General features: G+C 63.2%; 19 protein-coding genes. 14 read left to right on the top strand and 5 right to left on the bottom strand.

The window, feature by feature from the left end:
• Positions 1 to 76: 76 nt before the first annotated feature.
• Positions 77 to 1,471: a class II fumarate hydratase gene (locus G1E_RS20555; RefSeq protein ID WP_009686016.1), complete on the bottom strand. Its 1,395-nt coding sequence runs from the start codon at positions 1,469 to 1,471 to the stop codon at positions 77 to 79.
• A gap of 154 nt (positions 1,472 to 1,625) precedes the next feature.
• On the opposite strand from G1E_RS20555, the gene G1E_RS20550 reads away from it, so the two are divergent.
• The 7 genes from G1E_RS20550 (at position 1,626) to G1E_RS20520 (ending at position 9,485) form a co-directional block, all read left to right on the top strand.
• On the top strand, positions 1,626 to 2,150 hold the full coding sequence (locus tag G1E_RS20550) for a DUF2059 domain-containing protein (RefSeq protein WP_009686015.1): 525 nt from the start codon (positions 1,626 to 1,628) through the stop codon (positions 2,148 to 2,150).
• A 10-nt stretch (positions 2,151 to 2,160) separates the two neighbouring features.
• Positions 2,161 to 2,457 carry a BolA family transcriptional regulator gene (locus G1E_RS20545; protein WP_009686014.1) on the top strand — a complete coding sequence of 99 codons (297 nt, stop codon included), beginning with the start codon at positions 2,161 to 2,163 and terminating at the stop codon, positions 2,455 to 2,457.
• A gap of 227 nt (positions 2,458 to 2,684) precedes the next feature.
• Positions 2,685 to 3,617: a rhodanese-related sulfurtransferase gene (locus G1E_RS20540; RefSeq protein ID WP_009686013.1), complete on the top strand. Its 933-nt coding sequence runs from the start codon at positions 2,685 to 2,687 to the stop codon at positions 3,615 to 3,617.
• A gap of 3 nt (positions 3,618 to 3,620) precedes the next feature.
• Positions 3,621 to 4,253: a DsbA family protein gene (locus tag G1E_RS20535; protein WP_047150064.1), complete on the top strand. Its 633-nt coding sequence runs from the start codon at positions 3,621 to 3,623 to the stop codon at positions 4,251 to 4,253.
• A complete protein-coding gene (locus tag G1E_RS20530; RefSeq protein WP_047150063.1) occupies positions 4,246 to 6,078 on the top strand; it encodes an ABC transporter ATP-binding protein in 1,833 nt (610 codons plus the stop codon). Before G1E_RS20535 ends, G1E_RS20530 begins: the two co-directional genes overlap by 8 nt.
• 134 nt (positions 6,079 to 6,212) lie before the next feature.
• Positions 6,213 to 8,669 carry an EAL domain-containing protein gene (locus G1E_RS20525; RefSeq protein ID WP_009686008.1) on the top strand — a complete coding sequence of 819 codons (2,457 nt, stop codon included), beginning with the start codon at positions 6,213 to 6,215 and terminating at the stop codon, positions 8,667 to 8,669.
• Positions 8,670 to 8,699: 30 nt separating this feature from the next.
• The gene (locus G1E_RS20520) at positions 8,700 to 9,485 is read left to right on the top strand and encodes a TenA family transcriptional regulator (RefSeq protein WP_009686007.1); all 786 of its coding nucleotides are present in this window, start codon (positions 8,700 to 8,702) and stop codon (positions 9,483 to 9,485) included.
• A gap of 62 nt (positions 9,486 to 9,547) precedes the next feature.
• Here the strand turns inward: G1E_RS20520 and G1E_RS20515 are convergent, their stop codons facing one another.
• From G1E_RS20515 to ubiG, 3 genes are all read right to left on the bottom strand, one after another.
• Entirely contained in the window at positions 9,548 to 10,288 is a 741-nt protein-coding gene (locus G1E_RS20515; RefSeq protein WP_009686006.1) for a YciK family oxidoreductase, read from the bottom strand.
• Positions 10,289 to 10,410: 122 nt separating this feature from the next.
• Positions 10,411 to 11,082 (bottom strand): N-acetylmuramic acid 6-phosphate phosphatase MupP, encoded by a 672-nt coding sequence (gene mupP / locus G1E_RS20510; protein ID WP_009686005.1) that lies wholly within the window; start codon positions 11,080 to 11,082, stop codon positions 10,411 to 10,413.
• A 2-nt stretch (positions 11,083 to 11,084) separates the two neighbouring features.
• Entirely contained in the window at positions 11,085 to 11,783 is a 699-nt protein-coding gene (gene ubiG / locus G1E_RS20505) for a bifunctional 2-polyprenyl-6-hydroxyphenol methylase/3-demethylubiquinol 3-O-methyltransferase UbiG (protein WP_009686004.1), read from the bottom strand.
• Between the two features lie 204 nt (positions 11,784 to 11,987).
• Here ubiG and mtnA point away from each other — a divergent pair, with 204 nt between their 5' ends.
• The 7 genes from mtnA to rpsA all read left to right on the top strand — a co-directional run bounded on the left by mtnA (position 11,988) and on the right by rpsA (position 23,507).
• Positions 11,988 to 13,064 carry an S-methyl-5-thioribose-1-phosphate isomerase gene (gene mtnA, locus G1E_RS20500; RefSeq protein WP_047150062.1) on the top strand — a complete coding sequence of 359 codons (1,077 nt, stop codon included), beginning with the start codon at positions 11,988 to 11,990 and terminating at the stop codon, positions 13,062 to 13,064.
• A gap of 294 nt (positions 13,065 to 13,358) precedes the next feature.
• A complete protein-coding gene (gyrA, locus tag G1E_RS20495) occupies positions 13,359 to 16,124 on the top strand; it encodes a DNA gyrase subunit A (protein WP_009686002.1) in 2,766 nt (921 codons plus the stop codon).
• 264 nt (positions 16,125 to 16,388) lie between these two features.
• Positions 16,389 to 17,474: a 3-phosphoserine/phosphohydroxythreonine transaminase gene (gene serC / locus G1E_RS20490; RefSeq protein ID WP_009686001.1), complete on the top strand. Its 1,086-nt coding sequence runs from the start codon at positions 16,389 to 16,391 to the stop codon at positions 17,472 to 17,474.
• Positions 17,474 to 18,568, top strand: a complete 1,095-nt coding sequence (gene pheA, locus G1E_RS20485) for a prephenate dehydratase (RefSeq protein ID WP_009686000.1) — start codon at positions 17,474 to 17,476, stop codon at positions 18,566 to 18,568. The genes serC and pheA overlap by 1 nt, the downstream gene beginning before the upstream one ends.
• A gap of 235 nt (positions 18,569 to 18,803) precedes the next feature.
• On the top strand, positions 18,804 to 21,023 hold the full coding sequence (locus G1E_RS20480; RefSeq protein WP_047150066.1) for a bifunctional prephenate dehydrogenase/3-phosphoshikimate 1-carboxyvinyltransferase: 2,220 nt from the start codon (positions 18,804 to 18,806) through the stop codon (positions 21,021 to 21,023).
• The gene (cmk, locus tag G1E_RS20475; RefSeq protein ID WP_009685997.1) at positions 21,020 to 21,706 is read left to right on the top strand and encodes a (d)CMP kinase; all 687 of its coding nucleotides are present in this window, start codon (positions 21,020 to 21,022) and stop codon (positions 21,704 to 21,706) included. Before G1E_RS20480 ends, cmk begins: the two co-directional genes overlap by 4 nt.
• A gap of 124 nt (positions 21,707 to 21,830) precedes the next feature.
• Positions 21,831 to 23,507, top strand: coding sequence for a 30S ribosomal protein S1 (gene rpsA / locus G1E_RS20470; protein WP_003252673.1), 1,677 nt, complete (start codon positions 21,831 to 21,833; stop codon positions 23,505 to 23,507).
• 155 nt (positions 23,508 to 23,662) lie between these two features.
• On the opposite strand, the gene G1E_RS20465 is transcribed toward rpsA, so the two are convergent.
• Positions 23,663 to 24,118 carry a transposase gene (locus tag G1E_RS20465; RefSeq protein ID WP_047150065.1) on the bottom strand — a complete coding sequence of 152 codons (456 nt, stop codon included), beginning with the start codon at positions 24,116 to 24,118 and terminating at the stop codon, positions 23,663 to 23,665.
• Positions 24,119 to 24,271: the final 153 nt, after the last annotated feature.

Here is a 24,271-nt window from a genome sequence, read left to right as displayed (position 1 = left end):
CAAACACCTGTCAGCCCTAAGGCGATCCCTGTGGGCTGGCTTGCCAGCGATGGGGCCAGTACAGGCAATCAATAATTTAGCCTTTACCACCCGGTGCCAGCATGTTCTCCGGCCTTACCCACTGGTCGAACTGCTCATTGGTCAGGTACTTCAACTCCAGCGCGGCCTCCCTCAGGGTCTTGCCTTCGCTGTAGGCCTTCTTGGCGATCTCCGCGGCTTTGTCATAACCGATGTGCGGGTTCAACGCGGTCACCAGCATCAACCCGCGTTCCAGGTGTGCGGCCATCTGCTGGGCGTCGGGCTCGATACCCGCCACGCAGTGCTGCTGGAAGTTGCGGCAGCCATCGGCCAGCAACTCGACCGACTGCAACAGGTTGTGGATGATCACCGGCTTGAACACGTTCAACTGCAAATGCCCCTGGCTGGCGGCAAAGCCGATCGCCGCATCGTTGCCCAATACCTGGCACGCCAGCATCGACAGCGCCTCGCACTGGGTAGGGTTGACCTTGCCCGGCATGATCGAGCTGCCCGGCTCGTTGGCCGGCAGGCGTACCTCGGCCAACCCGGCACGCGGCCCGGAGCCCAGCAGGCGCAGGTCGTTGGCGATCTTCATCAGGGCCACTGCCAGGGTCTTCAACGCGCCGGCCAGGCTGGTCAGCGGTTCATGGCCGGCCAGGGCGGCGAACTTGTTTGGCGCGGTGACGAACGGCAGCCCGGACTCTGCTGCCAGTTCGGCGGCAATGGCTTCGGCAAAACCGTGCGGGGCATTCAGCCCGGTGCCCACGGCAGTACCGCCCTGGGCCAGTTCGCACACGGCCGGCAGGGTGGCACGAATGGCCCGTTGGGCGTAGTCCAGCTGGGCAACAAAAGCCGATACCTCCTGGCCGAAGGTGATCGGCGTGGCATCCATCATGTGCGTGCGGCCGGTCTTGACCAGTTTGTTGTGCCGCGCCGCCAGTTCGGCCAGCCCGGCCGACAGTTCGCCGATGGCAGGCAGCAGTTTTTCCTGCACGGCCTGCGCCGCGGCAATGTGCATGGCGGTCGGGAAGCAGTCGTTGGAGCTTTGCGAGCGGTTGACGTGGTCGTTGGGGTGCACCGGCGTTTTGCCGCCCCGGCCCTGGCCAGCCAGTTCATTGGCTCGCCCGGCAATCACCTCGTTGACGTTCATGTTGCTCTGTGTGCCGCTGCCTGTCTGCCAGACGACCAGCGGGAACTGATCGTCGTGCTTGCCCGCCAGCACCTCGTCGGCGGCCTGTTCGATCAGCCGGGCGATGTCGGCCGGCAAGTCGCCATTGCGGTCGTTGACCCGTGCCGCGGCCTTCTTGATCAGCGCCAGGGCGTGCACCACCGCGAGCGGCATGCGTTCCTTGCCGATGGCGAAGTTGATCAGCGAACGCTGGGTCTGCGCACCCCAGTAGGCGTGCTCAGGAACTTCGACCGGGCCCAGGCTGTCTGTCTCGATACGGCTCATTCTGTACTCACTCCTGTGTAGTTCGAATTCGCAGTTTAGGCCTTGATTCGACCGAGCGGTTCAGTCGCTCGTCGTGCCACTTGAGCACCGCGCTACCACGGCGCAGAATGCTCTACTCTGAGGTACCCGCCTCCCTCTCTCTGAAGGAAATGCAATGACCCGTCTCCGTGTCCTTTGTGCCGCCGTTGCCCTGGTTTGCGCCAGCGGCCAGGTACTCGCTGCCACCGCCAGCCACAACGCTGCTGCCGAGAAATTCCTGACCCTGGCCAACGCCGACAAGTTGGGCACCCCGGTGTACATGCAGGTCCAGCAGATGTTCGCCCAGCGCTTCGCCCAGACCAAAGCCCCGGCCAGCAAGCAGCCGGTGCTGGAAAGCTACCAGGCCAAGGCCAACGCCGCGCTGGACAACGCCATCGGCTGGAACAAGCTGAAGCCGAAGATGGTAGACCTGTACACCCAGACCTTCACCGAGCAGGAACTCAAGGACCTGGTCAAGTTCTACGAGTCGCCGCTGGGCAAGAAAGTGCTGCGCGAAATGCCCAAGGTCACCCAGCAGTCGGCGCAGCTGACCCAGCAGAGCCTCGAGCCGGCCGTACCGGTGGTGAACAAGCTGCTCGAAGACATGACCAAAGAGCTGGACCCGAACGCTGGCAAGGCCGCCGCCCCAGCGAAGAAGTGAGTAAGCCGCAATGACCATGCAACAGCGTATCGAACAGCAGCTGGCCAGCCTGGCGCCGCAACACCTGCAAGTGCTCGATGAAAGCCACATGCACAGTCGTGGTCAGGAGACCCACTACAAGGCAGTGATCGTCAGCGAGCAGTTTGCCGGGTTGAACAGCGTCAAGCGCCACCAGAAGGTGTACGCCACCATGGGTGAGCTGATGGGCCAGATCCACGCCCTGGCCATTCATACCTACACCGGCGAAGAGTGGGCCAAGGTCGGCGCTGCACCGGCCTCGCCGGTATGCGCCGGCGGCGGGCACTGAAACCTTGCTGTTGTTCTGGTAGAATCCTGCAAGATCCGGGGGCCGCTTTGCGGCCCTTTCGCGACACGAGGCCGCTGTTACAGCGACTGCACAGCTTGATGGCGGGTGCGGTCCTTGTAGGAGCGGCCTTGTGTCGCGAAAGGGGCGCAGAGCGCCCCCTGTTTTTTTGCCACACCGTCAAACCCGGTCCGCCCCTTACGAGGGCAACCACCTGGAGAACCTGCTTCATGTCCCAAGCCATCGTCGTCGCGGCGCTGTACAAGTTCGTTACCCTGCAAGACTACGTCGAGTTGCGCGAGCCACTGCTCAAAGCCATGCTCGACAACCAGGTCAAGGGCACCCTGCTGCTGGCCCATGAGGGCATCAACGGCACCGTGTCGGCCACCCGCGAAGGTATCGACGGCCTGCTGGCCTGGCTGCGCAGCGACCCACGCCTGGTCGATGTCGACCATAAAGAGTCGTACTGCGACGAACAGCCGTTCTACCGCACCAAGGTCAAGCTCAAGAAAGAGATCGTTACACTCGGCGTGCCCGGCGTGGACCCCAACCAGGCCGTGGGCACCTACGTCGAGCCCAAGGACTGGAACGCCCTGATCAGCGACCCGGAAGTGCTGCTGATCGACACCCGCAACGACTACGAAGTGGCCATTGGCACCTTCAAGGGCGCCATCGACCCCAAGACCGAAACCTTCCGCGAGTTCCCCGAGTACATCAAGGCCAACTTCGACCCCAGCAAGCACAAGAAGGTGGCCATGTTCTGCACGGGCGGCATCCGCTGCGAAAAAGCCTCCAGCTATATGCTCGGTGAAGGCTTCGAGGAGGTCTATCATCTCAAGGGCGGCATCCTGAAGTACTTCGAGGAAGTGCCTCAGGAACAAAGCCTGTGGGATGGTGACTGCTTCGTCTTCGACAACCGCGTCACGGTGCGCCATGACCTGAGCGAAGGCGAGTACGACCAGTGCCACGCCTGCCGCCACCCGATCAATGCTCAGGAGCGCGCGTCCGAGCACTATTCGCCAGGTGTCAGCTGCCCGCATTGCTGGGACACCCTGAGCGAAAAGACCCGCCGCAGCGCCATCGACCGGCAGAAGCAGATCGAGCTGGCCAAGGCGCGCAACCTGCCGCACCCGATCGGTTACAACTACAAAGCCGAGGCCTGATGCATGTCTGCCCGCCTGATCTATGTGATGGACCCGATGTGCTCCTGGTGCTGGGGTTTCGCGCCAGTGGCCGCGGCCCTGATCGCCCAGGCGCATGAGGCGGGTGTGCCCACCCACCTGGTGGTGGGCGGGCTGCGCACCGGCGGCAGTGCGCTGGACAGCGCCACGCGCAAGTACATCCTCGAACACTGGCAGGCGGTGGCCGATGCCACGGGCCAGGCGTTCCGCTTCGAAGGGGCCATGCCGGACGGTTTCGTCTACGACACCGAGCCGGCCTGCCGGGCCCTGGTCAGCGCCCGCGAACTGGGTGGCGAGCGCGTCTGGCCGCTGCTGGCGCTGATCCAGCGCGCGTTCTACGAGCAGGGCATGGATGTAACCACCGCACCACAGCTGGTCGACCTGGCTGAACAGGCCGGTTTCGACCGTGCCGCATTCGCCACCACCTTCGCCCAGGCCGATACCCGCGCCGCCACCGCGGCCGATTTCGTCTGGGCCCAGGACCTGGGCATCGCCGGTTTTCCGACCCTGCTCGCCGAGCGCAACGGCCAAGTGGCGCTGTTGACCAACGGCTACCAGCCGTTGGAGCGCCTGCAACCATTGCTCGGCCGCTGGCTGCAGCAGGCCACCTGTGCTTGACCTGCCTGGGTCCCCCGACCCGGTACCGGGCAAGCCCTGCACGGCGGCCGATCGGCTGAGCTGGGCGGAAATCCGCCGGCTGGCCCTGCACCACCGCAAGCAGCTCTGGTCGGCCAACCTGATCGCCGTGCTCGCGGCCTGCTGCAGCGTGCCCATCCCGCTGTTGCTGCCGTTGCTGGTAGACGAAGTGCTGCTCGGCCATGGCGATGCGGCACTGAAGTGGATGAACCACCTGCTGCCGTCGGGCTGGCAGGGGGCCGCCGGCTACATCGGCCTGATGCTGTGCCTTACCCTGTGCCTGCGCCTGGCCGCGTTGGCTTTCAACGTGGTGCAGGCCAAGTTGTTCGCCGGCCTGGCCAAGGACATCGTCTACCGCCTGCGCATCCGCCTGATCGAGCGGCTCAAGCGTATTTCGCTGCAGGAATACGAAAGCCTGGGCAGTGGTACGGTCACCACGCACTTGGTCACCGACCTGGACACCCTCGACAAGTTCGTGGGCGAAACCCTTAGCCGCTTCCTGGTGGCCATGCTCACCTTGACCGGCACGGCCGCCATCCTGATCTGGATGCACTGGCAACTGGCGTTGCTGATCCTGCTGTTCAACCCGCTGGTGATCTACTTCACAGTGCAGTTGGGCAAACGCGTCAAGCACCTCAAAAAGCTCGAGAACGACAGCACCGCGCGGTTCACCCAGGCCCTGGCGGAAACCCTCGATGCCATACAGGAAATACGTGCCGGCAACCGCCAGGGCTATTTCCTCGGCCGGTTGGGCCTGCGTGCCCGTGAAGTGCGCGACTATGCCGTCGACTCGCAATGGAAAAGCGACGCCAGTGGCCGCGCCAGCGGTTTGCTGTTCCAGTTCGGTATCGACATTTTCCGCGCGGCGGCCATGTTGACCGTGCTGTTTTCCGACCTGTCGATCGGGCAGATGCTGGCGGTGTTCAGCTACCTGTGGTTCATGATTGGCCCGGTCGAGCAGTTGCTCAACCTGCAATACGCCTACTATGCCGCCGGCGGCGCCCTCAACCGCCTCAACGAGCTGCTGGCGCGGGCCGACGAGCCGCAGTACCCGGCGGCCAGCGACCCGTTCGCCGGCCGTGACACGGTCGGTATCGAGGTGCGTGACCTGCGCTTTGCCTATGCCGATGAGCCCGTGCTCGACCACCTCGACCTGTCGATCGCGCCGGGTGAGAAGGTGGCCATTGTCGGTGCCAGCGGCGGCGGCAAGAGCACCCTGGTACAACTGCTGCTGGGCTTGTACAGCGCCCAGGCCGGGACCATCCGCTTTGGCGGGGCCAGCTTGCAGGAAATCGGCCTGGAAACCCTGCGCGAAAACGTGGCAGTGGTACTGCAGCACCCATCGCTGTTCAATGACACCGTGCGTGCCAACCTCACCATGGGCCGTGACTGCAGTGACGAGGCCTGTTGGCAGGCGCTGCGCATCGCCCAGCTGGACGCCACCATCGCCGCCTTGCCGCAGGGCCTGGACAGTGTGGTGGGGCGGTCGGGTGTGCGCCTGTCCGGCGGCCAGCGCCAGCGCCTGGCCATCGCCCGCATGGTCCTGGCCGAGCCCAAGGTGGTGATCCTCGACGAGGCCACTTCGGCGCTGGACGCGGCCACCGAATACAACCTGCACCAGGCCTTGGCGCGCTTCCTCAGTGGCCGCACCACGCTGATCATCGCCCACCGCCTGTCGGCCGTGAAACAGGCCGACCGGGTGCTGGTGTTCGATGGTGGGCATGTGGCGGAAGATGGCGACCACCAGCAGTTGATTGCCGAAGGTGGGTTGTATGCCAAGCTGTACGGGCATCTGCAACAGAGCTGAATCCTGGGCCGACCCAGGCTGCGCAAAGCCCCCGCTGCCTTGTCATAAAAATCCCCTTCACAGCGATGGCAAATGGCCTACGCTGTGCTTGTCTGGGTCGATTTGCGCCTTATCTGCTCTGTGACAGGGACTCCATGAAGGGACATCGCACACTCGAAGCGCCAAAGCTGCTGGGCATCACCTGGCCCTTCATCGCCGTCGTGGTCTTCCAGGTGGCGCTGGGTAGTCTCAGCCTGTACACGCTGTCGTCCGTGCGCGCTTACGTTGCGGGCGAGAGTTTGTGGTCCAAGGCGCAGAAAGATGCCATCTATTACCTCAACCTGTACGCCGAGACCCGCGACGAGGGTACCTATCAGCGCTATCGCCAGGCCATAACCGTGCCCCAGGGCGACCAGAAGGTGCGCGAGCTGCTCGACCAGCCGCACCCCGACCTGGAAGCCGCGCGCCAGGCGGTACTCCAGGGCGGCAACCACGCCGACGATGTGCAACGCATCATCTGGTTCTACCGCAACTTCCGCAACATCAGCTACATGCAGACCGCCATCGACTACTGGAATGTCGGTGACGATTACCTGGAGAAGCTGGATGTGCTGGCAGGCGAGATGCACCAGCGCTTCGCTGCAGGCCCAGTGGACGCCGCTGCGGTCGAGGCCTGGAAAGCGCGCATCGTGAGCATCAACGAAGGGGTAACGCCGGCGGCCAAGGCCTTCAGCGATGCGCTGGGCGAAGGGTCGCGCATGCTGCTGCGGGTGCTGCTGTTCACCAACCTGCTGACGGCCATGTTCCTGATCAGCATTGCCTGGCGCCGCTCGAGCAAGCTGCTGGCCCAGCGCCAGGCCTTCGCCAGTGCCCTGCAGGAAGAAAAAGAGCGGGCGCAGATTACCCTGCAGGCTATCGGCGACGCGGTGATAACCACCGATGTGGAGGGCTGCATCGGCTACATGAACCCGGCCGCCGAACAGCTCACCCACTGGCAGGCCGCCCAGGCCCAAGGGTTACCGCTTTCGGCATTGTTCAGCCTGGTCGACGAGCACGCCGAGGAAAACGGCACCAGCCTGGTCGAACAGGTGCTAAACGGCAGCCTCAACGGCGGCGCCGAGCATGCGCGGCTGATCCAGCGCCTGGACGGCAGCACGGTATCGATCAACCTGGTGGGCTCGCCAATCGTCAATGACGGGCAGGTTGCCGGCATTGTGCTGGTGCTGCACGACATGACCCAGGAGCGCCAGTACATTGCCAACCTGTCCTGGCAGGCTACCCATGATGCCCTGACCGGGCTGGCCAACCGCCGCGAGTTCGAATACCGCCTGGAGCAGGCGCTCAATGGCCTGGCCCGCCAGGCCGGGCGGCATTCACTGATGTTCCTGGACCTGGACCAGTTCAAGCTGGTCAATGACACCTGCGGCCACGCCGCTGGCGACGAACTGCTGCGGCACATCTGTGCCGTGCTGCAGTCTGGCCTGCGTGAGGGCGACACCTTGGCGCGGCTGGGGGGCGACGAATTTGGCGTGCTGCTGGAAAACTGCCCCAGCGACCAGGCCGAGCGCATCGCCGAGCAACTGCGCCAGCTGGTGCAAAGCCTGCACTTCGTGTGGAAAGGCCGCCCGTTCGTGACCACGGTCAGCATAGGCCTGGTGCACATGGCCCAGGCCCCCAGCACCCTTGAAGCCTCGTTACGTGCCGCGGACATGGCCTGCTACATGGCCAAGGAAAAAGGCCGCAACCGCGTACAGGTGTACCACGCCGACGACAGCGAGCTGTCCATGCGCTTTGGCGAAATGGCCTGGATCCAGCGTTTGCATGTTGCCCTGGAAGAGAACCGGTTTTGCCTGTACGCGCAGGAAATCGCCCCGCTGAAAACCTTCGAGGGGCCGGGCCATATCGAAATTCTGCTGCGCCTGCACGACGAAAGCGGCCGCACCATCCTGCCCAGCAGCTTCATTCCGGCCGCCGAACGCTACGGCCTGATGACGGCGCTGGACCGCTGGGTGGTACGCAATGTATTCATGGTCATCCGCCAGTGCCTGGACGAGGGGCGGGAAGGGCCGCTGTCGACCTGCGCGATCAACCTGTCGGGGTCGAGCATCGGCGATGACAAGTTCCTGGAATACCTGCAGCGGCTATTCGTCGAGTACGCCATTCCGCCTCGGATGATCTGCTTCGAAATCACCGAAACCAGCGCCATCGCCAACCTGGGTAGCGCCATCCGCTTCATCAACGAGCTCAAGGGCCTGGGTTGCCGCTTCTCGCTCGATGATTTCTGCGCCGGCATGTCCTCGTTCGCCTACCTCAAGCATTTGCCCGTGGATTACCTCAAGATCGACGGTAGTTTCGTCAAGGACATGCTCGACGACCCGGTCAACCGGGCCATGGTCGAAGTCATCAACCATATCGGCCATGTGATGGGCAAGCGCACCATCGCCGAGTTTGTCGAAACGCCCCTGATCGAGCAGGCCCTGCAGGAAATTGGCGTGGATTACGCCCAGGGCTACCTGATCGAACGCCCCCAGGTGTTCACCTGTGACAGTCTGCAGCGCCAACGGATCGCCGCCCGGCCTCTGTTGCAGCGTGCACCTGGCACCTTTCGTTAGCTGGAAATCACAAGGATCAAGGAGCTGAAAGTGATTGATGCATTCGTTCGTATCGGGCCGTTGATGGACCCGGCCAGTTACCCTCAATGGGCTCAGCAACTGATTGAAGATTGCCGCGAGAGCAAGCGCCGGGTCGTGGAGCATGAGTTCTATGCACGCCTGCGCGATGGCCTGCTGAAGCAATCGACCATTCGCCAGTACCTGATTGGCGGCTGGCCGGTGGTGGAGCAGTTCTCGCTGTACATGGCCCACAACCTGACCAAGACCCGCTACGGTCGGCACCAGGGTGAGGACATGGCACGGCGCTGGCTGATGCGCAATATCCGGGTCGAGCTCAACCATGCCGATTACTGGGTGAACTGGTGCCAGGCGCATGGTGTGCATCTGCACGACCTGCAGGCCCAGGACGTGCCGCCGGAGCTCAACGGCCTGAACGACTGGTGCTGGCGGGTGTGTGCCACCGAGAACCTGGCCATTGCCATGGCCGCGACCAACTATGCCATCGAAGGCGCGACGGGCGAATGGTCGGCAGTGGTGTGTTCGACCGACACCTACGCCATGGGCTTCCCGGAGGAAGGGCGCAAGCGGGCGATGAAATGGCTGAAGATGCACGCCCAGTATGACGATGCGCACCCGTGGGAAGCGCTGGAAATCATCTGTACCCTGGCCGGCGAGAACCCCAGCCTGGGCTTGCGCACCGAGTTGCGCAGGGCGATCTGCAAGAGCTACGACTGCATGTTCCTGTTCCTGGAGCGGTGCATGCAGCTTGAGGGGCGCCAGCAGGGGCGTATGCGCCCGGCGTTGGCCGCCGGGTAGGCCCGCCCCGCTGCGAAGCAAGGCCGCGATGGGCCGCGCTGCGGCCCCGGCAATCTCGGCCGTTACTGGGCGTTCAGCGCCTGCCCATTCACGGCCTTGCTGTCCGGCCCCATCAGGTACAGGTACACGGGCATGATTTCTTCAGGCAGCGGGTTGTTCTGCGGGTTCTCGCCAGGGTAAGCCTGCGCCCGCATCGCTGTGCGCGTGGCCCCGGGGTTGATGCTGTTGGCCCGCACCGGCGCCACGCCTTCCAGTTCGTCGGCCAGGGTCTGCATCAGGCCCTCGGTGGCGAACTTGGACACGCCGTAGGCGCCCCAGTAGGCACGGCCCTTGCGCCCCACGCTGCTGCTGGTGAACACCACCGAGGCGTCTTCCGACAGCTTCAGCAGCGGCAGCAGGGTACTGGTGAGCATGAAGGTGGCATTGACGTTGATGTGCATCACGCGCATGAAATGGTCGCCTGACAGCTGTTCCAGCGGCGTGCGCGGGCCGATGATCGAGGCGTTGTTGAGCAGGCCGTCAAGGCGGCCGAACTGCTCTTCGATCATGACCGCCAGGTCGTCGTACTCATGTGCCTGCGCGGTTTCCAGGTTGAACGGAACGACCACCGGCTGCGGATGCCCGGCGGCCAGGATCTGGTCGTAGACCTCGTTCAGGTTGGCTTCGGTCTTGCCCAGCAACAGCACGGTGGCGCCCAGTGCGGCGTAGGCCTTGGCAGCAGCAGCGCCGATGCCGCGGCCGGCACCGGTAACCAGGATGACCCGGCCTTTGAGCAGGTCGGGGCGGGCGGTGTAGTCGAACATGGTTCTGTCCTTGATTCGGGGGTTTTAGCTGCAAGCTGCAAGCTGCAAGCTGCAAGCTACAAGAAAAAGCTGGGCGATGTGGGCTGCTGCAGCTTGTCGCTTGCAACTTGCAACTTGCAGCTTCAGCAGCCGCACAACGCGCTGTCGATCACCTTGCGCAGGTCCAGCGGGTGGTCCACCACCACGTCGGCGCCCCAGTGGTTGGGGTTGTCCTCTGGGTGAATATAGCCGTAGCGCACCGCGGCGGTACGGGTGCCGGCGTCACGGCCCGACTCGATGTCGCGCAAGTCGTCGCCAACGAACAGCACACTGGCCGGGTCCAGGTTCAGGGTGTTGCAGGCCAGGATCAGCGGCTCCGGGTCCGGTTTGCTGTTTTTTACGTGGTCTGGGCAGATCAGCAGCGCCGAACGCTCGGCCAGGCCCAGTTGCTGCATGATCGGCTCGGCGAAGCGCACCGGTTTGTTGGTGACCACGCCCCACAGCAGCTTGCCTTTCTCGATGTCGGCCAGCAGTTCGGCCATGCCGTCGAACAGCTTGCTGTGCACTGCGCAGTCGCGCTGGTAGCGCTCGAGGAACTCCAGGCGCAGGGCCTCGAAGCCTTCGGCTGTGGGGTCCATGGCGAAGGTGGCGGCGACCATGGCCCGCGCACCGCCGGAAATCACCCCGCGGATCAGCGTGTCATCGACCGGCGGCAGGCCGCGTTCGGCGAGCATGGCCTGGCAGATGGCGATGAAGTCCGGCGCCGTGTCGAGCAAGGTGCCGTCCATGTCGAAGAGTACCGCTCGCAAACGCATGCTCATTCCTCGCGCAGGGTCTGGATCATGTAGTTGACGTCGACGTCGCTGCTCAGCTTGTAGTGCTTGGTCAGCGGGTTGTAGGTCAGGCCGATGATGTCCTTGACCTGCAGGCCGGCATCACGGCTCCACGCGCCCAGTTCGGAGGGGCGGATGAACTTCTTGAAGTCATGGGTGCCGCGCGGCAGCATCTTCAGGATGTACTCGGCGCCAACGATGGCCAGCAGGTAGGCCTTGGGGTTGCGGTTGATGGTGGAGAAGAACACCTGGCCGCCTGGCTTGACCATGCGGTAGCAGGCACGGATCACCGACGACGGGTCGGGTACGTGCTCGAGCATTTCCAGGCAGGTGACCACATCGAATTGCTCAGGCATTTCTTCGGCCAGCGCTTCGGCGGTGATCTGCCGGTACTCCACCTGCACGCCAGACTCCAGCTGGTGCAGCTGGGCCACGGCCAGTGGCGCCTCGCCCATGTCGATACCGGTAACGCTGGCGCCGCGCAGGGCCATGGCTTCGCTGAGGATGCCGCCGCCGCAACCTACGTCCAGCACCTTCTTACCGGCCAGGCTGGCGCGTTCGTCGATCCAGTTGACGCGCAGCGGGTTGATTTCATGCAGCGGCTTGAACTCGCTTTCACGGTCCCACCAGCGGTGGGCCAGCGCTTCGAACTTGGCGATTTCGGCGCGGTCGACGTTGCTCATTGGGCAGTCCTCAAAAGCTTGGCTATTAAGCTGCAAGCTGCAAGCCCCAGGCAGCAAGAAAAAGCAGACCTTGTACGCATTCGCTTTTTCCTGCCGCTCGTAGCTTGCGGCTTGCGCTCGAAAAGGCCGGAGTATACCCGAGCGCTCGGCCCCCAGGCTCGCTATAATCGCCGGCTTTTGATATCCGAACGACAGGGAGAGGCAATGCGCGAGCGACTATTGGCGGCGGAGAAGGTGACCGCGATCCGCTGGCAGGGCGGCGTCCTGCACCTGCTCGACCAGCGCCTGCTGCCGTCCCGGGAGTGCTGGCTGGCCTGCGACAATGTCGCGCAGGTGGCAGCCGCGATCCGCGACATGGCGGTGCGCGGTGCTTCGGCGATCGGTATCGCGGCGGCCTACGGCCTGGTGCTGGCCCTGGAAGAGCGGCTGGCCGAAGGTGGTGACTGGGAGCTGGACCTGGAAGAGGACTTTCTCACCCTGGCCGAGGCGCGCCCCACGGCTGCCAACCTGTTCTGGGCATTGAACCGCATGCGCGAGCGCCTGCAGCGCCTGCGCCCGAACGAAGACGTGCTGGCCGCGTGCGAGGCCGAAGCGCTGGCCATTCACGAAAGCGACCGTGAAGCCAACCTGACCATGGCCCAGCACGGCACCGAGCTGATCCGCCGCCACCAGGGCAACGCCCAGACCCTGCTCACCTATGGCAATGCCGGTGCGCTGGCCAGTGGGGGTTTCGGCACCGCGCTGGGGGTGATCCGTGCCGGTTACCTCGAAGGCATGGTCGAGCGGGTGTATGCCGGCGAGACGCGCCCCTGGCTGCAGGGCTCGCGCCTGACCGCGTGGGAGCTGACCAACGAAGGCATCCCGACCACCCTGTGCGCCGATTCGGCGCTGGCCCACCTGATGAAGACCAAGGGCATCACCTGGGTGGTGGTGGGGGCGGACTGCATTGCCGCCAATGGCGACATGGCCGGCAAGATCGGCACTTACCAGCTGGCCGTCAGCGCCATGCACCATGGCGTGCGCTTCATGGTGGTGGCGCCCAGCACCAGCATCGACCTGAACCTGGCGACCGGCGAGGATATCCCCCTGGAAGTTCGTGAGGCCGATGAACTGCTGGATTACGCCGGCACCCGGGTGGCCCCGGAGGTCGAGGTGTTCAACCCGGTGTTCGACGTGACCCCGGCAGACCTGATCGACGTGATCGTGACCGAGCGCGGCATTGTCGAACGTCCGGATACCGCCAAGCTGGCGCAGTTGATGTGCCGCAAGCGCCTGCATTGACAAATGTGCCGGCCTCTTCGCGGTAAACCCGCGAAGAGGCCGGCACAGGCACCAGGAAATCAAGATTCGAACCTGCTTCTGGCTGCCCGCCGCATCTCCCCACCACACCCGCCTTTGTGGTAACATCCGGCAGTTTCCAAGGCCGCCCATCACGGCGGCCTTCATTGCGCAGATCCATGGCACAACTCATTGATTTGTCGTAAGTCGTCGCACCCTTATGCGCTGCGGCGGCGAGCTTCGTTCGGCCCTTGATGGAGCTGCGAAGTTTCACCAGAAAAAGGAATCAGGCTTCTCATGGGCGAACTGGCCAAAGAAATCCTCCCGGTCAATATCGAAGACGAACTGAGACAGTCCTACCTCGACTACGCGATGAGCGTGATTGTCGGGCGAGCGCTGCCCGATGCACGTGACGGCTTGAAGCCCGTGCATCGTCGCGTTCTCTATGCGATGAGCGAACTGGGCAACGACTGGAACAAGCCGTACAAGAAATCCGCCCGTGTGGTCGGTGACGTGATCGGTAAGTACCACCCGCACGGCGACACTGCGGTCTACGACACCATCGTGCGTATGGCCCAGCCCTTCTCGCTGCGCTACCTGCTGGTCGATGGCCAGGGCAACTTCGGTTCGGTGGACGGCGACAATGCCGCGGCCATGCGATACACCGAAGTGCGCATGACCAAGCTGGCCCACGAGCTGCTGTCCGACCTGCACAAGGAAACCGTCGACTGGGTGCCCAACTACGACGGCACCGAGCAGATCCCGGCGGTCATGCCCACGCGTATCCCCAACCTGCTGGTCAACGGTTCCAGCGGTATCGCCGTGGGTATGGCGACCAACATTCCGCCGCACAACCTTGGCGAAGTCATCGACGGTTGCCTGGCGCTGATCGACAACCCGGAAGTCACCGTCGATGAACTGATGCAGTTCATCCCCGGCCCGGACTTCCCGACAGCCGGCATCATCAACGGTCGCCAAGGCATCATCGAGGCCTACCGCACCGGCCGCGGCCGCATCTACATGCGTGCCCGCTCCGAGGTCGAAGACATCGACAAGGTCGGTGGCCGCCAGCAAATCGTGATCACCGAGCTGCCGTACCAGCTGAACAAGGCGCGGCTGATCGAGAAGATCGCCGAGCTGGTCAAAGAGAAAAAGATCGAAGGCATCACCGAGCTGCGCGATGAGTCCGACAAGGACGGCATGCGCATCGTCATCGAGCTGCGCCGCGGCGAAGTGCCGGAGGTGGTGCTCAACAACCTCTACCAGCAAACCCAGCTGCAGAGCGTATTCGGCATCAACGTGGTGGCCCTGGTGGACGGCCGCCCGCGGCTGCTCAACCTCAAGGACCTGCTCGAAGCGTTCGTCCGTCACCGCCGTGAAGTGGTGACCCGCCGTACTGTCTTCGAGCTGCGCAAGGCCCGCGAACGCGGCCACATCCTTGAAGGCCAGGCGGTTGCGCTGTCCAACATCGACCCGGTCATTGCCTTGATCAAGGCTTCGCCTACGCCTTCCGAGGCCAAGGAAGCCCTGATTTCCACGCCGTGGGAGTCCAGTGCCGTGCAGGTGATGGTCGAGCGCGCCGGTGCCGAGGCCTGCCGCCCTGAAGACCTGCCCGAGCAGTATGGCCTGCACGATGGCAAATACTTCCTGTCGCCGGAACAGGCCCAGGCCATTCTCGACCTGCGCCTGCACCGCCTGACCGGCCTGGAGCACGAGAAGCTGCTGGCCGAGTACCAGGAAATTCTCGAGCAGATCGGCGAGCTGATCCGCATCCTCAACAGCGCCGAGCGCCTGATGGAAGTGATCCGCGAAGAGCTGGAGGCCATCCGCGCCGAGTACGGCGATGCCCGCCGCACCGAAATCCTCAATGCCAGCCACGACCTCAACTACGGCGACATGATCCCGGAAGAAGAGCGCGTGGTCACCATTTCCCACGGTGGTTACGCCAAGACCCAGCCGTTGTCCGCTTACCAGGCCCAGCGCCGTGGCGGCAAAGGCAAGTCGGCGACCGGCGTGAAGGACGAGGACTACATCGAGCACCTGCTGGTCGCCAACAGCCACGCCACGCTGCTGCTGTTCTCCAGCAAGGGCAAGGTGTACTGGAAAAAGACCTACGAAATTCCGGAAGCATCGCGTGCCGCCCGTGGTCGCCCGCTGGTGAACCTGCTGCCGCTGGAAGAGGGTGAGCGCATCACCGCCATGCTGCAGGTGGACCTCGAGGCGCTGCAGCAGAACGCCGACCTTGACGAAGAGCTGGAAGACGCCGACGACACCGTGCTCGAAGGTGAGCTGGTCGAGGCCGAGGAAGTTGACGAAGAAGACGGCGACACCCCTGAGTGGGTGGCAGAGCCGACCGGCGCGTACATCTTCATGGCCACCGCTTCGGGTACCGTCAAGAAGACCCCGCTGGTGCAGTTCGCCCGCCCGCGCTCCAATGGCCTGATTGCCTTGAAGCTCAAAGAAGGCGATACCCTGATTGCGGCGGCCATCACCGACGGCGCCAAGGAAGTGATGATGTTCTCCGACGCTGGCAAGGTCATTCGCTTTGCCGAGAGCGTGGTGCGTGAAATGGGCCGTAACGCCCGTGGCGTGCGGGGCATGAAGCTGGGCAAGGGGCAGCAGATCATTTCCATGCTGATTCCGGAGTCTGGCGCGCAGATCCTGACCGCTTCCGAGCGTGGCTTTGGCAAGCGTACCCCGCTGTCCAAGTTCCCGCGCCGCGGCCGTGGCGGCCAGGGCGTGATCGCCATGGGCACCAAGGGGCGCAATGGCTTGCTGATCGGCGCCATCCAGGTGCACGAAGGCGAGGAGATCATGCTGATCTCCGACCAGGGCACGCTGGTGCGCACCCGGGTTGGCGAAGTGTCCAGCCTGAGCCGCAACACGCAGGGTGTGACCTTGATCAAGCTGGCTGCCGACGAAACACTGGTTGGCCTGGAGCGGATCCAGGAACCGTCCGAGGACGAACTCGACGATATGGTCGAGGCGGGCGAGGAGGGTGTCGAGGCCGAAGTGCCAGACAATGACGAAGCTGCAGGCGCCGAAGAAGCCCCGCAGGAGTAAGCAGGTGTAAAACCCGAACGGGGCGACCAAGGTCGCCCCGTTTGACTGATAACTGCAGGCAATGCCTGGCCGGGTGCGAGCAAGCTTTTTGTAGGAGCGGCCTTGTGTCGCGAAAGGGCTGCAAAGCAGCCCCAGGATTTCAGCGGCGCTGCAAAAAGCTGGGGCCGCTTCGCGGCCCTATCGCGACACAAGGCCGCTCCCACAAAGAGGCGCGTGCGGCCTGCAAGAAATGAATTTGTACCATTTGGCAGAGCGAGAGTGGATGTGAGCAACCGAGCCTTTAACTTCTGCGCAGGCCCTGCCGCGCTTCCTACCGCTGTTCTGCAGCGCGCCCAGGCTGAAATGCTGGACTGGCATGGCAAGGGCTTGTCGGTGATGGAAATGAGCCATCGCAGCGACGATTACGTGGCTATCGCCGAAAAGGCCGAGCAGGACCTGCGTGACCTGCTGTCTATCCCCTCCAACTACAAGGTACTGTTCCTGCAGGGCGGTGCCAGCCAGCAGTTCGCTGAGATCCCGCTGAACCTGCTACCGGAAAACGGCACTGCCGACTACATCGAGACCGGCATCTGGTCGAAAAAGGCCATCGAGGAAGCGCGCCGCTTCGGCAACGTCAACGTCGCCGCCAGCGCCAAGGCCTACGATTACCTGGCCATTCCGGGCCAGAACGACTGGAAACTGACCAGCAACGCTGCCTACGTGCACTATGCGTCCAACGAAACCATCGGTGGCCTGCAGTTCGACTGGGTGCCGCAGACCGGTGACGTTCCGCTGGTGGTCGACATGTCCTCCGACATCCTTTCGCGCCCGATCGACGTGTCGCAGTTCGGCCTGATTTATGCCGGCGCGCAGAAAAACATCGGCCCCAGCGGCCTGGTGGTGGTGATCGTGCGTGAAGACCTGCTGGGCCACGCCCGCAGCAGTTGCCCGACCATGCTCGACTACAAGGTGTCGGCCGACAACGGCTCGATGTACAACACCCCGGCCACTTACTCCTGGTACCTCTCGGGCCTGGTGTTCGAGTGGCTCAAGGAGCAGGGCGGTGTCGAGGCCATGGAGCAGCGCAACCGGGCCAAGAAAGACCGCCTGTACGGCTTCATCGACAGCAGCGAGTTCTACACCAACCCGATCAGCGTCAATGCCCGCTCGTGGATGAACGTGCCGTTCCGCCTGGCCGATGAACGCCTGGACAAGGCCTTCCTCGCCGGTGCCGATGCCCGCGGCCTGCTCAACCTCAAGGGCCACCGCTCGGTGGGCGGGATGCGCGCTTCTATCTACAACGCCCTGGGCCTGGACGCCGTGGAAGCGCTGGTGGCCTACATGGCTGAATTCGAGAAGGAGCACGGCTGATGTCGGAACAGGAACTCAAAGCCCTGCGCGTTCGCATCGACAGCCTCGACGAAAAAATCCTCGAGCTGATCAGCGAGCGCGCCCGGTGTGCCGAAGAGGTTGCGCGGGTCAAGACCGCTTCGCTCAAAGAAGGCGAGAAGCCGGTGTTCTACCGCCCCGAGCGCGAAGCAGCAGTGCTCAAGCGGGTGATGGAGCGTAATAAAGGGCCGCTGGGCAACGAAGAAATGGCGCGGCTGTTCCGCGAAATCATGTCGTCGTGCCTGGCCCTGGAAGAGCCGCTGAAAATCGCCTACCTGGGCCCTGAAGGCACCTTCACCCAGGCGGCGGCCATGAAGCACTTCGGCCACGCGGTGATCAGCCGCCCGATGGCGGCCATCGACGAGGTGTTCCGTGAAGTTGCGGCCGGTGCGGTCAATTTTGGCGTGGTGCCGGTGGAAAACTCCACCGAAGGCGCGGTCAGCCACACCCTGGACAGCTTCCTCGAACACGACATGGTGATTTGCGGCGAAGTCGAGCTGCGTATCCACCACCACCTGCTGGTGGGCGAGAGCACCAAGACCAACAGCATCACCCGCATCTATTCCCATGCCCAGTCCCTGGCCCAGTGCCGCAAGTGGCTGGACGCGCACTACCCGAATGTGGAGCGGGTGGCGGTATCGAGCAATGCCGAGGCCGCCAAGCGCGTGAAGGGCGAGTGGAACTCGGCGGCGATCGCCGGTGACATGGCTGCCAACCTGTATGGCCTGACCCGCCTGGCCGAGAAGATCGAAGACCGCCCGGACAACTCCACGCGCTTTTTGATGATCGGCCAGCAGGAAGTGCCGCCCACCGGCGACGACAAGACCTCGATCATTGTTTCGATGAGCAACAAGCCGGGCGCGCTGCATGAGCTGCTGGTGCCGTTCCACCAGAACGGCATCGACCTGACCCGCATCGAAACCCGCCCGTCGCGCAGCGGCAAGTGGACCTACGTGTTCTTCATCGACTTCGTTGGCCACCACCGCGACCCACTGATCAAGGCGGTGCTCGAACAGATCAGCCAGGAGGCTGTGGCGCTGAAGGTGCTGGGCTCGTATCCGAAGGCAGTGCTTTGATTCAGGGCCGCGGGGGGCGCTTTGCGCCCCATCGCAGGCAAGCCAGCTCCCACAGGTACAGCACAACCCTCCAGGTTTGCACTGCCCCTGTAGGCGCTGGCGTGCCTGCGAAGGGTGTGGGAGCTGGCTTGCCGGCGATGGGCTGCAGCGCAGCCCCAGCGTTCTTCCAGGCTGTCCCGATTTCTGAACAGGGTTCACACCAGTGGTAAATGCAGCAAAAACCAAACCCGCGCCCATCATCAACCGCCTGGTCGTAGTTGGCCTCGGCCTGATCGGTGGTTCGTTCGCCAAGGGCCTGCGTGAAAGCGGTCTGTGCCGCGAAGTGGTCGGAGTCGACCTGGATGCCCCCTCGCGCAAGCAGGCCGTAGCCTTGGGCGTGGTCGACCGCTGCGAAGAAGACCTCGCCACCGCCTGCGTGGGCGCCGATGTCATCCAGCTGGCCGTGCCCATCCTGGCCATGGAGAAAGTTCTGGCGCGCCTGGCCCGGCTAGACCTGGGCGACGCCATCATCACCGACGTCGGCAGCGCCAAGGGCAATGTTGTTCGTGAGGCGCGTTCCGTTTTTGTGAACGAGAGCGGCCAGCGCCTGCCGCGCTTCGTGCCTGGCCACCCCATTGCCGGTTCCGAGCAGAGCGGGGTAGAGGCATCCAACGCCACCTTGTTCCGCCGGCACAAGGTCATTCTCACGCCGCTGGCCGAAACCGACCCGGCCGCACTGGCCCTGGTCGACCGCCTGTGGCGCGCGCTGGAGGCCGATGTCGAGCACATGACGGTCGAGCGCCACGACGAAGTGCTGGCCGCCACCAGCCACTTGCCGCACCTGTTGGCCTTTGGCCTGGTCGATTCACTGGCCAAACGCAATGAAAACCTCGAGATCTTCCGGTACGCTGCCGGGGGGTTCCGCGATTTCACCAGGATCGCCGGCAGCGACCCGACCATGTGGCATGACATCTTCCTCGCCAACCGCGATGCTGTCCTGCGCACACTTGATACATATCGCAGTGATCTCGACGCCTTGCGCGACGCTATCGCTGAAGGGGACGGGCACCAGTTGCTGGGTGTATTCACCCGCGCACGCGTTGCCCGCGAGCATTTCAGTAAAATCCTGGCCCGTCGGGCCTATGTGGACGCTATGAACGCCAACGATCTGATTTTCCTGGCCCAACCGGGTGGCCGCCTGAACGGGCGGATTCGTGTACCGGGCGACAAGTCGATTTCTCACCGCTCGATCATGCTTGGCTCGCTGGCCGAGGGCACCACCGAGGTCGAAGGCTTCCTCGAAGGTGAAGACGCCCTGGCGACCCTGCAGGCATTCCGTGACATGGGTGTGGTCATCGAAGGCCCCAACCACGGCCGCGTGACCATTCATGGTGTTGGCCTGCACGGCCTGAAGCCGCCGCCCGGCCCGCTGTACGTAGGCAACTCGGGGACCTCGATGCGTTTGCTGTCCGGCTTGCTGGCCGGCCAGCCGTTCGACGTGACCATGACCGGTGATGCCTCGTTGTCCAAGCGCCCGATGAACCGTGTGGCCAACCCGCTGCGCGAAATGGGTGCCGTGGTCGAGACCGGCCCGGAAGGCCGCCCGCCGCTGACCATTCGCGGCGGCCACCGGCTCAAGGGGCTGACCTACACGCTGCCGATGGCCAGCGCGCAGGTCAAATCCTGCCTGCTGCTGGCCGGCCTGTACGCCGAAGGCAAAACCACCGTCACCGAGCCGGCACCGACCCGCGATCACACCGAGCGCATGCTGCGCGGTTTCGGCTACGCGGTAGAAAGCAATGGCCCGGTGGCCTCGTTGCAGTCTGGGGGCAAGCTGACCGCTACCCGCATCGAAGTGCCGGCCGACATCTCCTCGGCAGCCTTCTTCTTGGTGGCGGCGTCCATCGCCGAAGGCTCCGAGCTGGTGCTGGAGCACGTCGGCATCAACCCGACCCGTACCGGTGTCATCGACATCCTGCGCCTGATGGGTGGCGACATCAGCCTGGAGAACCAGCGTGAAGTCGGCGGCGAGCCGGTGGCCGACCTGCGTGTGCGCGGGGCCAAGCTGAAGGGTATCGATATCCCTGAAGAGCTGGTGCCGCTGGCTATCGACGAGTTCCCCGTGCTGTTCGTTGCCGCTGCCTGCGCCGAAGGCCGTACCGTGCTGCGCGGTGCCGAAGAGCTGCGGGTGAAGGAGTCCGACCGTATCCAGGTGATGGCCGACGGCCTGCTGACCCTGGGCATCAAGTGCGAGCCGACCCCGGACGGCATCATCATCGACGGCGGCCAGCTGGGCGGCGGCGAAGTGCATGGCCACGGTGACCACCGCATTGCCATGGCCTTCAGCGTGGCCTCGCTACGCGCCAGTGCGCCGATCCGCATTCATGACTGCGCCAACGTTGCCACGTCGTTCCCCAACTTCCTGGCGCTGTGCGCCGAAGTGGGCATCCGCGTGGCCGAAGAGGGCAAGTCGTGAACACGCTGGCCCCCATCATCACCATCGACGGGCCGAGTGGCTCTGGCAAAGGTACGGTGGCCGGCTTGCTGGCGCGCGAACTGGGCTGGCGCCTGCTGGACTCGGGCGCGCTGTACCGGCTGCTGGCGTTCAATGCCAGCAACCACGGTGTCGATCTGACCAACGAAGAGCTGCTGACCAAGCTGGCCGCCCATCTGGATGTGCAGTTCATCGCCGCCGAGCCCGGTAAGCTGCAGCAGACCATTCTTGAAGGTGAGGACGTCAGCCAGGTCATCCGCACCGAAACCGTCGGTGCCGGTGCCTCGATGGTGGCGTCGCTGCCTGCCGTGCGTGAGGCGCTGCTGCAGCGCCAGCGCGCCTTCCGGGAAATGCCCGGGCTGATTGCCGACGGCCGCGACATGGGCACGGTGGTATTCCCCGACGCGCCGCTGAAGGTATTTCTGACCGCCAGTGCCGAGGAACGGGCGCGCCGCCGCTACCTGCAGTTGAAGGGCAAGGGTGAAGATGTTAGTCTGTCGAGTCTGCTGGATGAGATTCGGGCGCGTGATGAACGCGACACTCAGCGTGCAGTGGCCCCGCTGAAACCAGCGGCAGACGCCATTCAGCTGGATTCCACCGAGTTGTCCATCGAGCAGGTGTTGCAACGTATCAGGAGCGAGATCGCCCAGCGCGACCTTCTCTGATCACCAGGAAAGCAGGCAGGTTCACCAGTCAACGTCTTGCCGGCGTTCCTTTACTTAAAACAGACCCACATTGTCTGGAATGTGGCGAGGGGCGTTTGTTTCGCCCGAATCTACAGGAATTAAAATGAGCGAAAGCTTTGCAGAACTCTTTGAAGAAAGCCTGAAAACCCTCAATCTTCAGCCGGGTGCCATCATCACCGGTATCGTTGTCGACATCGACGGCGACTGGGTTACCGTACACGCTGGCCTGAAGTCCGAGGGTGTCATCCCGCTCGAGCAGTTCTACAACGAAGCTGGCGAACTGACCATCAAGGTCGGTGACGAAGTCCACGTTGCGCTGGACGCGGTCGAAGACGGCTTTGGCGAAACCAAACTGTCCCGTGAAAAAGCCAAGCGCGCCGAGTGCTGGATTGTTCTGGAAGCAGCTTTCGCCGCCGAAGAAGTGGTCAAGGGCGTTATCAACGGTAAGGTTAAGGGCGGCTTCACTGTCGACGTTAACGGCATCCGTGCGTTCCTGCCGGGCTCCCTGGTTGATGTCCGCCCAGTGCGCGACACCACCCACCTGGAAGGCAAAGAGCTGGAATTCAAGGTCATCAAGCTGGACCAGAAGCGCAACAACGTTGTCGTTTCCCGTCGCAGCGTGCTGGAAGCCGAGAACTCCGCCGAGCGCGAAGCCCTGCTGGAAACCCTGCAGGAAGGCCAGCAAGTCAAAGGTATCGTCAAGAACCTCACCGACTACGGCGCATTCGTGGACCTGGGCGGTATCGACGGCCTGCTGCACATCACCGACATGGCTTGGAAGCGCATCAAGCACCCATCGGAAATCGTTAACGTTGGCGACGAAGTCGACGTACGCGTTCTGAAGTTCGACCGTGAGCGCAACCGCGTTTCGCTGGGTCTGAAGCAAATGGGGGAAGATCCGTGGGTAGCTATCACTGCCCGTTACCCAGAAGGTACTCGCGTACAGGCTCGCGTAACCAACCTGACCGACTACGGCTGCTTCGCTGAGCTGGAAGAAGGCGTTGAAGGTCTGGTACACGTTTCCGAAATGGACTGGACCAACAAGAACATCCACCCGTCGAAAGTCGTTCAGGTTGGCGACGAAGTGGAAGTCATGGTTCTGGACATCGACGAAGAGCGTCGTCGTATCTCCCTGGGCATCAAGCAGTGCAAGTCCAACCCATGGGAAGACTTCTCCGGCCAGTTCAACAAGGGTGACAAGATCACCGGTACCATCAAGTCGATCACCGACTTCGGTATCTTCATCGGTCTGGACGGCGGCATCGACGGCCTGGTTCACCTGTCCGACATCTCCTGGAACGAAACCGGCGAAGAAGCCGTACGTCGTTTCAAGAAGGGCGACGAGCTGGAAACCGTCATCCTGTCGGTTGACCCAGAGCGCGAGCGCATCTCCCTGGGCATCAAGCAGCTGGAAGACGATCCGTTCTCCAACTTCGTTGCTGTCAACGACAAGGGCGCTATCGTCAAGGGCATCGTGAAAGAAGTTGACGCCAAAGGCGCCATCGTCACCCTGGCCGACGACATCGAAGCCACTCTGAAAGCTTCCGAAATCAGCCGTGACCGCGTTGAAGACGCGCGCAACGTTCTGAAGGAAGGCGAAGAGATCGAAGCCAAGATCATCAGCGTTGACCGCAAGTCCCGCGTGATCAGCCTGTCGATCAAGTCGAAAGACGACGCTGAAGAGCGTGAAGCTATCCAGAGCCTGAAAAACGCTCCGGAAGCTGCTGCCGACACCACCATGGCTGCGCTGCTGCGCGAAGCAATGGCCAAGCAGAACTGAGTTCTGTTTGATCGGTAAAAAGGGCGACCCTCGGGTCGCCCTTTTTTTGTGTTCTTAGTATGCCCCGCGATGCCCTGGAGCGTTCGTGCACAATCCGCACAGGCATAACTGTCGCGAGGCGCGGGCGGCGTGCGATACGTCTCCATCGTGATGCCTTAAAGCCATGCTGCATCCCAATGAGGATATGCGCCAACCGATGACACCAGTCCGGCCCTTACCGGATTGGCAACGATGTATCTCGCGACCTTGAAAACATCCTCGTCCCGGCGCAAGGCTCGGTCGTAATAACCTGCCTGCCACACCGGCTTCCCCTTTGCCCCGGCCTTGTGAAGCGCATTGCTGGACTGGCATTTGAAGCGCTGCATCAATGTTCCAAGCGTCACTTCTTTCAGCTCAATCAGCCAATGCACACGATCTGGCATTACGACCCAGGTCAGCGATCGGCAGTGGTGTTGTTCTTCCGCGTAACGAAGGTTTTGGATGACCAACCGTGCGAAGCGGAGGTCGTGAAACAAAGGCTTACGTCGATGAGTGACCGTAGTCAGCATATAAAGCCTGCCTGGCACCGAGCATCGTGCGCGGCGAAGCCTGTAGCCATGAGGGTTCGGCATTGCGTTCATCCTTGAGCAGGTAATTGCTCGGTCAGCATAGTCAGCCTGTGCAGGGATCGCCCCGCCAGTGATTTGCAGTATGTAAACAAGGGCCAAAGCGTTCGCGCGCACCTGGCCCAGGCATAACTGGCCCAAAAAAACGTAGGAGCGAGC

Source organism: Pseudomonas sp. TJI-51 (genome assembly GCF_000190455.2).
GTDB lineage: Bacteria > Pseudomonadota > Gammaproteobacteria > Pseudomonadales > Pseudomonadaceae > Aquipseudomonas > Aquipseudomonas juntendi.
The sequence above is the reverse complement of the archived record's forward strand: the minus strand, read 5'-3'. Positions and strand labels throughout refer to the sequence as shown.